This is a genomic window from Vibrio sp. L3-7 (genome assembly GCF_963898195.1).
Classification (GTDB): Bacteria; Pseudomonadota; Gammaproteobacteria; order Enterobacterales; family Vibrionaceae; genus Vibrio; species Vibrio echinoideorum.
The window spans coordinates 294,599-308,196 of the sequence record NZ_CAWQUW010000034.1 but is presented as its reverse complement, the minus strand read 5'-3'; the positions used below and the strand labels follow the sequence as shown (position 1 = coordinate 308,196).

The window sequence follows — 13,598 nt, the reverse complement described above, 5'->3', positions numbered from 1 at the left end:
TGCAGTAGAAGGGATTAGAAGGTTAGGCTCTTAAAAATAAAGAGCCCAATAATGACTTAGAATGGATTAACGGTAACGGCCTTTTTTCGCACCTGTTGCTTTGCCAGCAAGTGCGATCAGCGTTTTATTGGTGTTAGCGTGAGTGATTGCTACGCCTAGAGCATCGGCGGCATCGGCCTGTGGTTTGGCAGGTAATTTAAGCATGCTCATCACCATGTTCTGAACCATTAACTTATCGGCACCGCCATTACCTGTTACGGCTTGCTTGATTAGACGAGCGGCGTACTCATGCACTGGTAGATCAGCGTTAACCGCTGCCACAATCGCGCTACCACGAGCTTGTCCGAGCTTAAGTGCAGAATCAGCATTCTTCGCCATAAAGACCTGCTCTATCGCGAATACATCTGGCTGAAACTGAGTAATGATTTCGCTCACACCTGCATAGATCTGCTTAAGTCGACCTGGCAGTTCTTTTTCTGACATGCGGATACAACCACTACCTAAGTAATACAGATGACGGCCGTTTTGACGAATCACGCCATAACCGGTAATGCGTGAGCCGGGATCGATCCCTAATATAATAGACATAACTTCAAATACTGATTATTTATACATGCTTTTGTTCATTGGCTTAGTATATCTGACGATAAAAAAAATGCCCGTTAAATTAACGGGCATTTCGTTGTTCTATCGAAAGTTTAGCTTAATCGTTTGATTAGCCTTCTTTCTTCGCCAATTTAACTGCGATTGCTAGCTCTTCCAGCGATGCTGGATTTGCTAGGCTTGGCGCGTCTGTTAGTAGACATGCTGCAGCCGTTGTTTTCGGGAATGCGATAACGTCACGGATGTTCTCTGTACCACAAAGAAGCATTGCTAGACGGTCAAGACCGAACGCTAAACCTGCGTGTGGTGGAGTTCCGTACTTAAGCGCTTCAAGTAGGAAGCCGAACTTCTCTTGTTGCTCTTGTGCTTCGATACCTAGGATACCAAATACCGCTGTTTGCATTTCTGCGTTATGAATACGTACAGAACCACCGCCTACTTCGTAGCCGTTGATTACCATGTCGTATGCATCAGAATTAGCTGCTGCTGGGTTTGCTTTTAGCTCTTCTGCATTCATACCTAGAGGCGATGTGAATGGGTGGTGCATAGCGTGTAGGTTGCCTTCACCATCTTCTTCGAACATTGGGAAATCAATAACCCAAAGTGGAGCCCAAGCTTTCTTATCTGTTAGCTCTAAGTCATCACCAAGTTTGATACGAAGTGCGCCCATTGCTTCAGAAACAATGTTCGCTTTATCTGCACCAAATAGAATGATGTCGCCAGATTCAGCTTGAGTACGCTCAAGAATGCCGTTAATCACATCTTCGTTTAGGAACTTAGCGACTGGAGATTGGATACCTTCCATGCCTGCAGCACGGTCGTTAACCTTCATCCAAGCAAGACCTTTCGCGCCGTAGATACCTACGTGCTCTGCGTAACCATCGATTTGCTTACGAGTTAGCTTAGCGCCACCCGGAACACGGATTACTGCTACGCGACCTTTCTCGTCGTTCGCAGGACCAGAGAATACTTTAAACTCTACGTCTTTCAGTAGGTCAGCAACATCAACTAGCTCTAGTGGGTTACGTAGATCTGGCTTATCAGAACCAAAACGACGAATCGCTTCAGAGAAAGGCATTACTGGGAATTGACCCAATTCAACATCTAGAAGCTCTTTCCACATATCGTGAACAAGTTTCTCAGTGATACCACGAACATCTTGAGAAGATAGGAATGATGTTTCGATATCGATTTGAGTAAATTCAGGCTGACGGTCAGCACGTAAATCTTCATCACGGAAACATTTAACGATTTGGTAGTAACGGTCAAAACCAGACATCATCAGCAGTTGCTTGAACAGCTGAGGAGATTGAGGAAGTGCGTAGAAGCTACCCTTGTGAACGCGGCTTGGCACTAGGTAATCACGAGCACCTTCTGGCGTTGCTTTAGTTAGTACTGGCGTTTCGATGTCTAGGAATAGGTTCTCATCAAGGAAACGGCGAACGAAGCTAGAAGCTCGTGCACGAAGTTTGATGCGGTCACTCATTTCTGGACGACGAAGATCGATGTAACGGTATTTAAGACGCTGCTCTTCAGAGTTCGTTTGGTTGAAATCTAATGGAAGCGCTTCTGAACGGTTGATGATTTCTAGGCCTGTCGCGTAAAGTTCAACTTCACCTGTCGACATGTCTTTGTTTACTTGGCTGTCAGGACGAACACGTACTTCACCCGTAAACTTGATGCAGAATTCATTACGCAGTTGGCTAGCGATTTCAAAGATATCTTTCATATCTGGATCGACAACAACCTGAACTACGCCTTCACGGTCACGCATATCAATAAAGATAAGACCGCCTAAATCACGGCGACGATTTACCCAGCCGCACAATTCTACAGTTTGTCCCGCCAGGGACTTGTTCAGGTTACCACAGTAATGGGTACGCATAATGAATTTCCCAATCTCTTAATAATTTACTAATTTCGAAGCTGCAGGTGGTCATACCTAACCTACAAAGCAAAGAAACATTTATACGCGGAAACTCATTTAAAATCGACCTTCCGCGATCGAATATATTGTGTTTTATCTGGCTTTGCTGCTTTTTAACCCATCAAGTGCGCAAAGATTCATCAAAACCGAAAAAATTGGCAGAATTATATCTCGAAAGTACCTTAATCGGCAAAAGTCTCGTACAGTAGATTTGCGCTTCAACTAAAACTTTTTGTAATGACTAACGACGCGAAGATAAATAGCGTGATGACTAACGGTGAGATAACGATGGCAACTTTACCTCTAAGACTTGGATTAACCATGTGGTCTCATTCTGAGTGGCAAAGTCAGTTCTATGGTAAAGGGACGAAACCGGCTGAGCGCCTAGAAAAGTACACCCAAGTTTTTCATACGGTTGAAGGGAATACGACGTTCTATGCCACGCCTAGTATGTCAACCGTTCACAACTGGAAAGCAGCAAGTCATGATGATTTCAAGTTTACCTTCAAACTGCCTAAATTCATCACCCACCAGCAGCAACTCAGGCACTGCCAAGCCGAACTCAAAGAGTTTCTAATGACCATGTCGCCACTGCACGATCGCATTGGCCAGTGGACGATTCAACTACCACACAGCTTTGAACCAAGCATGCTCCCTGCCTTACAAAAATTTTGTACATTATTCCCGAAAGACATGCAGCTTGGTGTTGAAGTTCGTCATCTTGGTTTCTTTGACAAAAGCGACGCCGAAAAACGCTTCAATCAATGGCTCGTTGAAGAAGGCATTAATCGTATTATTATGGATAGTCGCCCAGTTTTCTCCGCACCACCAACCACTGAAGCGGTGATCGATGCGCATCAGAAAAAGCCGCGCGTTCCCGTTCATGCTATTGCGACCGCTAATAATCCAGTGATTCGCTTTATTGGCCACCCGGACCAAAAGCCTAACATCGAATTCTTTAAACCTTGGTTTGCCAAAATCCCGAACTGGCTTGCTGAAGGTAAACAACCTTATTTGATGATCCACACCCCAGACAATAATCACTCCCCCGAACTTGCAGTCGCTATCTATCAGCAGCTACAAAAGCAAGTCACTGAAAGCACGTCATTATTATTGCCCGATCTTGCTCAATTTCCAGCTCAGAAAGGCAACCATCAAATCTCAATGTTTTAATCCCTTTCCTCTATATACAATCAATCATTGAGAGTAATCTCAGTTTTCGTGACAGACGCGCTTTTTTTACGTAAAATACGTCCCCTTTTATTTGGTACGAAATCTGTGCCAATTACGCTGACTGTCGAGAGAAAATGCCATGAGCAACACAGACAATATCTTTTCCGCTCCTATTGATAAAATTGGAGACTTCACCTTTGACGCAAGAGTCGCTGAAGTATTTCCGGATATGATTCAACGCTCGGTGCCTGGCTACAGCAATATCATCTCTGCGATCGGCATGTTGGCTGAGCGCTTCGTTAAACCGCATTCAAATATCTATGACCTAGGCTGCTCTCTTGGCGCAGCTACGCTCTCAATGCGTCGTCATATTAAACAAGAAGGTTGCACGATTTTTGCTGTCGATAATTCAGAAGCGATGGTTGAGCGCTGCAAATTACATGTAAATGCTTATCGCAGTGACACTCCTGTTGAAGTGATTGAAGCGGATATTCGTGAAATCGAAATCAAAGACGCATCGGTTGTGGTATTGAATTTCACTTTACAGTTTTTGTCTCCAGATGACCGCTTAGCATTGTTACAAAAAATTCACTCAGGCCTACGCCCTAGTGGGATCTTAATCTTATCTGAGAAGTACGTTTTCGAAGACGAGAGCTCAAATGAACTGCTGATTGACCTTCACCATGATTTCAAACGAGCTAACGGATACAGCGAGCTAGAAGTTAGCCAAAAACGTAGCGCAATTGAAAACGTTATGCGCCCAGACTCGATCAAGGTCCATAAAGAGCGTTTCCAAGAAATCGGTTTTTCTAGCAGCGAAGTTTGGTTCCAATGTTTCAACTTCGGTTCGATGTTCGCAATTAAGTAGCTCACCACACAATGTTCTAAAGACGATACTGTCGGGCTTTAGTCACCAATTTTCGGTGTTGTGATGATAGACATCACACACATTATGAATTCCACAACGGTTAATATTATCCATGTTTAATTTTGCTAATTTTTATCAACTTATTGCCCAAGACACTCGCCTTCAGCCGTGGCTCAATGTTCTACCTCAACAACTGACGGATTGGCAAAATGCAGAGCACGGTGACTTCGACCGTTGGTTACGTGCGCTGAACAAAATCCCACAAGGTGTACCAGACCAAGTTGACCTAAAAAATTCAGTCACGATTGGCAGCAGCACACCGTTTCACACGGGTGAACTTAAAAAGTTAGAAAGCTTATTGAAGACTTTCCACCCTTGGAGAAAAGGCCCTTACACTGTTCATGATATTCATATCGATACAGAATGGCGCAGCGACTGGAAATGGGATCGTGTGCTTCCACATATTTCTCCGCTGAAAAACCGTTCAGTACTCGATGTGGGTTGCGGCAATGGTTACCACATGTGGCGCATGCTGGGTGAAGGTGCACGCCTAACGGTTGGTATCGATCCTTCTCACCTTTTCCTTGTTCAATTCGAAGCAATTCGTAAATTCTTGGGCGATGACCAACGTGCTCATCTTTTACCTCTTGGTATTGAGCAACTGCCAAAGCTGGAAGCTTACGACACTGTATTTAGCATGGGTGTGTTGTATCACCGTCGTTCACCGCTTGATCACTTGATTCAACTGAAAGACCAATTAGCATCTGGTGGTGAGTTGGTTCTTGAAACCCTAGTGATTGAAGGTGACGAAAACGCGGTGCTGGTTCCAGTTGATCGTTACGCACAAATGAGAAATGTCTACTTCTTCCCTTCTGCTCGCGCGCTAAAACGCTGGCTTGAACAGGTTGGCTTTGAAGACGTACGTATCGTTGACGAAAATGTTACGACAGTTGGCGAACAACGCACCACAGAATGGATGACACACAACTCTCTACCAGATTATTTAGATCCTAATGATCCAAGTAAAACAGTTGAAGGTCACCCAGCACCAAGACGTGCTGTTCTAGTGGCAACAAAACCATAAACTAGACAATAAAAGAATCATAGTTTGTTCGTGAAAACCTTTTAGTTTGCTTCGTAGCGAACTCTGATTCAAAGAGCATAAATTGCACATAAATTGACTTATGTTTAATAAGTGAGCTATTTCCAATAGCAACAATTGGCGCAGCGCTCACATTGCGATTCAATATGACCAGACTCTTACAATAGGGTGCTTCACGCATCCTTTTTTGTGGGCTAAACTCTTAAATAGTCTGAACTATTCTCTAATTCTCAAAGGTTTTTTTATGTTTAAGCGATTATCGCCAATTGTGGCGGTTGGTTTGCTCTCTGGTTGCACCCTTACTAACGGTGCTTCCTACCACCAAGAAACTCTCGATGCTATTTCCCGCTCAGAGACAAACATCGCAAATAAGGTTCAAAATCTTGAACTGCAACTAAGCAATCAAAGTGATTATATTGAAAGCTTAGAAGATGAAATCACGACCCTATCTAGTCAATTAGATGTTCATCTAACAAACATGGAACACAAAGTTATTGAAGAGTTAGAAGAAGAGGAGCCTGTTGCGGTTGCAGCGGCACCTATCGCTCCTACATCACAACCAACCATTCTTGGCGGAATCGAAAAAGTATCTATCGACTCGATTAAGCAGAGCTTTGATGCTCGTGTTGATACGGGTGCTACCACCTCTTCTTTGAATGCTGTCGATATCAAAGAATTCGAACGCAACGGAAAGAACTGGATTAAGTTCCATCTAGACGATAAAGCGCAAGCCGTAGAAGACCAAAAATGGATTGAAGCGCCAGTTGTACGGTATGTAAAAATCCGTCAGTCAACGAATGACAAAGCAGAACGTCGAGCTGTGATCGAATTATGGGTTAAAGTTGGAAAAATCCATGAAAAAGCGCAATTTACATTGGCGGATCGCTCTCAAATGAGTCACCCTGTATTACTAGGGCGCGAATTTATCAAAGACATAGCGCTAGTAGATGTAAGTAAAAAGTACGTACAAACGGAAGTTAAATAACAATAGTAGGGTAAGCTATGACGTCAAGAATTCCATTTTATATCTCAATTTTCCTGCTCATCGTGGCAGGAATAACACTCAGTATGTTCAGACATACCACCTACGGTGTACCCTGGACTCCAGGGGAAACTAATCAAGTTTGGGACATTGAAGCTCGTATCGAATTCAATGCAGCGGGTAAAGAAGCAAAAGTTTCACTAGCCGCACCTCACACGCAGTCTAATTTTACACTTATTAGTGAGTCAGCTTCATCACCAGGCTACGGCATTTCATACTTGAATACAGATTCAGGTCGCCGAGCAGAATGGTCCATTCGTCATGCAGATGGTCCGCAGACTATCTACTACAAGACACAATTCTTAGTAGATAGCCAAGCGAACGTAACCGCGACGCCTCCAGACGGTGATGTAACTCAACCAAGCTTTGACGGTCCTGAAGAAGCCGCGGCCCTTGCTTTGATTGACAGAGCAACCAAGCGCTCAGCAGACAACATCACCTTTACTCGTGAATTAATCAAAACGCTTAACGATCCAGACAGCCAAAACTCAGCGCTGATTTTGAATAACATGACCAAAGTGGAGGCGACACACAAGCTACTTTCTGCAGCTAAAATCCACAACAAGGTTGTCGGTGTTATTGAATTGGAAGACGGACGTCGTCGCCAATCAATCCAGCACATGAACCAAATTTGGGATAATAACCAGTGGGTTCTCTTCTCTCCTGAATCTAGTGAGCAACAAGTTCAACCAAACCTACTCATCTGGGACGAGTCAAATGTCTCGCTATTAGATGTTGTGGGCGGCCAGAACAGTAAAGTTCACTTCTCTATGATTGCTCAAGAAATCTCGCCAACAGAAGCAACCAACAGCAAAGTATCTGCCGATCAACTATTGAACCTATCGATCCACAGCCTACCGTTAGAAGAACAAGCGATGTTTAAAACCATCATGCTGATTCCAATAGGTGCGCTTATCGTTGTGTTCTTGCGTGTCATCATAGGTCTTAAGACTTCTGGTACGTTCATGCCCGTTCTGATTGCTGTAGCATTCGTTCAAACTCAGTTGGTTACAGGCATTGTTGGCTTCCTACTGATTGTCGGTACTGGTCTTGTAATACGAAGTTACTTGTCCAAACTCAACCTCTTGTTAGTTGCCAGGATATCCGCCGTAATCATTACGGTAATTATGATTATCTCGATATTTACTGTAGTCGCATTTAAAATCGGACTAACAGAAGGTCTATCGATTACGTTCTTCCCAATGATTATCTTGTCTTGGACTATCGAGCGTATGTCTATCCTTTGGGAAGAAGAAGGCGCGAAAGAAGTAGTACTACAAGGTGGTGGCTCTCTATTTACCGCGGTTCTTGTTTACTTAGGCATGACTAACCCGTTCATTCAGCACTTAACGTTTAACTTTATTGGTTTGCAGCTTGTTATTCTAGCGACCATCTTGCTACTAGGTAACTACACGGGCTACCGTCTAACCGAGCTTCGTCGCTTTAAACCGCTAGCGGAGGACTAAGTTATGTTTGATCAATTTACTTCACCGTTTAAGTTGAAAGACAAAGGCATAATGGGAATGAACAAGCGTAACCATAGTTATATTGGTCGCTACAATGATCGTTCCAAGTATCCACTCGTTGATGACAAGCTTAAGACTAAGATTATTGCCGAACAAGCGGGTGCAACTGTGCCTACATTGATTGGCGTTATTGGTCACCAAGCTGAAGTAAGAACAATCCACAAAATGGTTAAAGAGTGGCCCGGTTTTGTAATCAAGCCGGCTCAAGGTAGTGGTGGTAAAGGCATCCTTGTTGTCATCTCTCACAAAGATGGTGTTTATACCAAGCCATCGGGTTCTACCATTAATGAAGAAGACGTAGAGCGTCACATCAGTAACGCTCTGGCCGGTCTTTTCTCACTAGGCGGTAAGAACGACGTAGCCGTGGTTGAAAATCTCATTAAATTTGATGAGTGTTTCGAAGGCTTCAGTTACGAAGGCGTGCCAGATGTACGAATTATCGTATTTAAAGGCTACCCTGTGATGGCAATGATGCGCCTATCCACTTCAGCTTCTGACGGCAAGGCGAACTTGCACCAAGGTGCTGTCGGGGTCGGTATTTGCATCGCGACCGGGAAAGCCGTTCGTGCGGTTCAGTTTGACCAACCAGTCACTCATCACCCAGATACGGGGAAAGAGTTGGCGTCACTTCAAGTGCCGCATTGGGAAAAACTACTGACTCTTGCATCAAGTGCTTGGGAAATGACAGGTCTTGGTTACATGGGTACTGACATGGTTTTAGACCAAGAAGAAGGCCCTATGGTACTGGAACTCAATGCTCGTCCTGGATTGGCAATACAGATTGCAAACGGCGCTGGTTTATTGCCTCGCTTGCATCATATTGAAAACCTAGGCACACCCGCTGAATATCCAAAGCCAGCAGAACGTGTTGCATACGCAGCAAAACAATTTGGTGTTCATGGTAATGAATTGTCTACTCACAAAATGATTGACTAGAAAATTCCAAACCGTACCTAGCACAACAAAAAGGCCGCATAACTCTGAGAGTTACGCGGCTTTTTAATCTCTGTCGTTAATCCTTTTAAGCTAACTAATCAGGCCAAGAGGCTCTGTCTAAAGTCGTTAGGTTAAAGTAGTGAGGCTTAAGTCGATTAAGTTAAACAGCGTAGATTAAGCCTCCGTTTCTGCGATTTCCGGTTCACAGATTGGATCAATACGCACTGCTGCCACCTTAAACTCTGGGATCTTAGCGTGAGGATCAGTCGCTGTGGTCGTTAAACGGTTGACCGGAGACTCAACAAAATGGAATGGAATAAACACCACGCCCTTTTGCATCCGCTTAGTGACAAATGCAGCAATCTCAATCTCACCACGTCGGGTCGATACCTTAAGCATTTGACCGTTCGAAATGCCTAGCTCTTCTGCATCATGAACACTCAACATCGCGCGAGGACCCGCCAAGTTATCGAGCCCTTTAGTTTTACGAGTCATGGTCCCAGTATGAAACTGCTCCAAAACACGCCCAGTTGTTAGTACTAACGGGTATTCTGCATTTGGAAGCTCAGCCGCATATCTAAACGGAATCGCTTCCATCTGACCACGTCCGCGAGTGAACTGAGTCTGGTGCATAATACGAGTACCGTCAGGATTGTTTTTATTACTTGGCCATTGGACGCCGTTGACCGTAATGTTCTCCCAACGTAAACCACCGTATTGAGGAGTCACTCTTGCAATTTCATTGGTGATATCAGCAACAGTGCTATATTCCCAGTTCCCCCCCATTGCGTTGGCTAGCAATTGAATGATCACCCAGTCTTCTTTGGCCTCACCTGGAGGTAATACGGCTGGGTTAATACGCTGAACTCGACGCTCAGTATTGGTAAAATGGCCCGATTTTTCAGCAAACGAACAAGACGGCAGAACCACATCGGCATACTGAGCGGTTTCCGTTAAGAAGATATCTTGAACCACAAGGAAGTCTAAGGCTTCAAGTCCTTCAATTACGTGAGCTTGGTTCGGATCGCTGAGTACAGGGTTTTCACCCATTACGTACAAACCACGTACGTCACGATGGCATGCGCCATCAATTATCTCGGTCAACGTTAAGCCCGCTTCAGCGGGTAAATCTGAAACGCCCCACTCCATCGCAAACTTCTGACGCACCATCGGGTTATAAACTTTTTGATAGCCCGGTAGGTTGTTTGGTAAGGCACCCATGTCACACGCGCCCTGTACATTAGATTGTCCACGCAGCGGGTTAATGCCACCACCTTCAATACCAATGTTGCCACACAGTAATTGAAGGTTAGCAATAGAGCGAACATTGTCATGCCCTGTGGTGTGCTGCGTGATACCCATAGAGTAATATACCGCGGTGCGTTCAGCAGTACCGATCAAGCGAGCCATAGCGAAGATATCATCGGCTTTCACGCCGGTAACCAATTCGACTTTTTCGAGTGAATAACTTGGCGACATTACCTCTTGTAACAAGGTATCAAAGCCATCAACTCGTTCATCGATGTAATCTTGGTCATACCAACCGTGTTTAATGATCTGTTGCATGACACCATTGATCAGCATCACATCTGTACCCGGGCGGTGTGCTAAGTAAAGTTCGGCATGATCAGCAATATCGATTCGTTTTGGATCAGCAACGATCAATCGTGCTCCACCATGCCTCACCGCTTGCTTGATGTGCGAGCCAATAATAGGGTGCGCCGATGTGGTGTCTGAACCGATAATAAAGATCACATCTGAGTGCTTAATACTCGGAATATCATTGGTCATCGCCCCACTACCCAGTGAAGCCTCTAAGCCAGTCACCGTTGAAGCATGACAAAGACGAGCACAGTGATCGACGTTATTGGTTCCAAGTTCGCGACGTATGAATTTTTGGAACGCATAGTTATCTTCGTTCGTCGTTTTTGCCGACGAGAAACCCGCCAAGGCATTGCTACCAAAACCTTGCTTAATCGCGGTGAACTTATCAGCAATGAGCGTAATCGCGTCATCCCAACTTGCCGGTTGCAACCAACCATCTTTGCGTATTAGTGGTGTCGTTAGGCGCGCATCACTGCCAACAAAATCAAAACCGAATCGACCCTTAACGCAAAGCATGCCTTCATTAACCGGAGAGTTTGCACCTTCGATGTAGCGGATTTTATTTTGCTTTTCATCGACGTGCATCGTGAGCTTACAACCCACACCGCAGTAGGTACAAATCGTATCGACTTTCTTCAAGGCATCTGTATTGCCTTGCTTTCTATCTCGAGCATCCACCATTGCGCCCGTTGGACACACTTGAACACACGAACCGCATTGAACGCAGTTAGAGTCACCCATTAAGGTCTTGTCTGATCCAAAGTTTGGACGACATTCAGGTCTTGATGCTGGCTTGCCATTTGACTGATTCATGAAGCTCAGAACCCCATGAACATTCTGTTCACGACACGCTTGGATACACTGCCCGCAACTGATACAGCGGTTGGCATCAAAGATAATAAATTCAGAGCTGTCATCGACCGCGAATTTTTGCCTTGTTAAGCCGACCTTAGTTTCTTCAGCGCGAATCGCTTGCCAACTGTCATTTGAAGCTACATCGATTTTGTACTCTGGATGTGTTTGCGTTGCCTTGTATTCAGTCGAGTAGTCTCGTAGGTCGCAATCAGTATTGGCTTGGCAGCCACACTCTAAGCATCTTGCTGCTTCCGCTATCGCATCGGCATTATCAAAGCCTGTTTCTACTTCGTCGAAGCTTTGTTCACGCTGCTCGGGTGTTAGCTCTGGCATGATCTTACGCGCCATACGCTGTATGGATTTGTATTGCTCAGGATCCACCGCTTTGAGCTGCTTGTGCTTTCTTGAATTAAACGGTTTAGCCGGAATGTTATCCATGTCACCGTGGAAAAAGCGATCGATCGCTTGCGCTGCAATGCGCCCATCCCCCACCGCTTCCACTGCGGTTGCAGGGCCGCGTCGGAAATCACCAATACTGAAGATATTGCCAGTACCCGTGTGCATGGTTTGCGGATCTGCATCAGCGGTATTCCAGCGTGTCAGCGGGATATCAATAGCTTCGTTATCCATAAAGCTCAGATCAGGTTTTTGCGACACGGCAGCGATGACCGTATCAAACGCTTCAACAAAGAACTCGCCAGTTGGTTTAGGGCTACGACGACCTGAAGCATCAGCCGGACCCAAAGCCATTCGTTCTAATCGTATCTCCGATACGTGACCGTTTTCATCTGCAATATTCTCCGCCGGATTGGTCAAGAAGTGGAACTTTACGCCTTCGTGTTCAGCTTCTTCGATTTCATAATCTTCCGCAGGCATCTCATCGCGTGTACGACGATAGACCAGCGTGGTATCAGCGCCATCTCGCACTGCCGTTCTCGCACAGTCAATCGCAGTGTTACCGCCACCGATCACCGCTACTTTTTTACCGGTAATGAACTGCTGATCGGTCACGTAATCTTTCAGGTAATCCACACCTAAATAGCAGCCACCAAGCTCACTGCCCGGATAATTCATTTCAACAGCTTGAGATGCACCAACCGCTAGACAAACCGCATCAAAATCGTTACTTAAATCAGACAGTGTAAAATCGACACCGAGCTTTTTATCACACTCAACCGCCATTCCGTTGCGACACATCAGTTCAATTTCTTTGTCTAGAATCGACTTAGGTAAACGATATTCAGGGATACCATAACGTAGCCAGCCACCCGCTTTGGGCATCGACTCATAAACACTGACGTCATAACCTTCATTAGACAGATAATAACCTGCTGTAAGTCCGCCGGGGCCACTACCCACAATCGCTATACTCTTACCTTTACTCGGCTTCTTAGCAGGCATATAGCTTTCTTGAGCGGCTAGATCTGCATCGGCAGCGTGTCGTTTGAGTTGACGGATCGCGATCGATTCATCGACTAAATTACGACGACATTCGGTTTCACAAAAAGCAGGACATACTCGACCAATTGAAAGTGGCATTGGTAATGTCTTTTTGATCACCTCAATCGCTTTAATGTGATCATTTTGAGCGATATGATGGAGGTAAGACTGGATATCAACGCCAGCAGGACAAGCCGTTTGGCATGGCGCCTCACAGTCAGCGTAGTGGTCTGTCATGATACGATTTAGTGCTTCTTGTCGATGAGCGGTCAGTTGCTTTGACTGAGTCGTAATCTCCAATCCATTAGACACTTCTAGTTCGCAAGAACGTGTCACACCAACGCCATCTACCTCAACAACACACAAATCACACGGTACTTTATCCGCTGTTTTGTTCAAACCACATAAAGATGGGATCTCCAAACCACATATTTTTGCCGCCTCAAGAACAGTTTGCCCTTGTTCGACAATTCGATATTTCCCATCAATAACGATTTGAATCATACCTAAGTCCTACCTTT

9 protein-coding genes are annotated in these 13,598 nt (G+C 45.1%); 6 read left to right on the top strand and 3 right to left on the bottom strand.

Annotation, left to right across the window (positions count from 1 at the left end):
• Positions 1 to 66 precede the first annotated feature (66 nt).
• Both ruvC and aspS read right to left on the bottom strand, forming a co-directional pair.
• Entirely contained in the window at positions 67 to 588 is a 522-nt protein-coding gene (gene ruvC / locus AACW75_RS19360; RefSeq protein WP_017076437.1) for a crossover junction endodeoxyribonuclease RuvC, read from the bottom strand.
• A 127-nt stretch (positions 589 to 715) separates the two neighbouring features.
• The gene (aspS, locus tag AACW75_RS19355) at positions 716 to 2,488 is read right to left on the bottom strand and encodes an aspartate--tRNA ligase (protein WP_145570933.1); all 1,773 of its coding nucleotides are present in this window, start codon (positions 2,486 to 2,488) and stop codon (positions 716 to 718) included.
• Positions 2,489 to 2,797: 309 nt separating this feature from the next.
• Between aspS and AACW75_RS19350 the strand changes: the two genes are divergently transcribed.
• From AACW75_RS19350 to AACW75_RS19325, 6 genes are all read left to right on the top strand, one after another.
• Positions 2,798 to 3,703, top strand: coding sequence for a DUF72 domain-containing protein (locus AACW75_RS19350; protein ID WP_186437198.1), 906 nt, complete (start codon positions 2,798 to 2,800; stop codon positions 3,701 to 3,703).
• A gap of 139 nt (positions 3,704 to 3,842) precedes the next feature.
• Positions 3,843 to 4,571, top strand: coding sequence for a carboxy-S-adenosyl-L-methionine synthase CmoA (gene cmoA / locus AACW75_RS19345; protein WP_145570937.1), 729 nt, complete (start codon positions 3,843 to 3,845; stop codon positions 4,569 to 4,571).
• A 112-nt stretch (positions 4,572 to 4,683) separates the two neighbouring features.
• A complete protein-coding gene (cmoB, locus tag AACW75_RS19340) occupies positions 4,684 to 5,655 on the top strand; it encodes a tRNA 5-methoxyuridine(34)/uridine 5-oxyacetic acid(34) synthase CmoB (protein ID WP_237297500.1) in 972 nt (323 codons plus the stop codon).
• A gap of 262 nt (positions 5,656 to 5,917) precedes the next feature.
• Positions 5,918 to 6,658 (top strand): ATP-dependent zinc protease family protein, encoded by a 741-nt coding sequence (locus AACW75_RS19335; RefSeq protein ID WP_029225248.1) that lies wholly within the window; start codon positions 5,918 to 5,920, stop codon positions 6,656 to 6,658.
• Between the two features lie 17 nt (positions 6,659 to 6,675).
• Entirely contained in the window at positions 6,676 to 8,181 is a 1,506-nt protein-coding gene (locus AACW75_RS19330) for an inactive transglutaminase family protein (protein ID WP_017076443.1), read from the top strand.
• Positions 8,182 to 8,184: 3 nt separating this feature from the next.
• Positions 8,185 to 9,177, top strand: coding sequence for an alpha-L-glutamate ligase-like protein (locus AACW75_RS19325; RefSeq protein WP_017076444.1), 993 nt, complete (start codon positions 8,185 to 8,187; stop codon positions 9,175 to 9,177).
• A gap of 174 nt (positions 9,178 to 9,351) precedes the next feature.
• On the opposite strand, the gene fdhF is transcribed toward AACW75_RS19325, so the two are convergent.
• Complete coding sequence (gene fdhF, locus AACW75_RS19320; RefSeq protein WP_145570939.1) at positions 9,352 to 13,581, bottom strand: formate dehydrogenase subunit alpha; 4,230 nt, start codon at positions 13,579 to 13,581, stop codon at positions 9,352 to 9,354.
• Positions 13,582 to 13,598 lie beyond the last annotated feature (17 nt).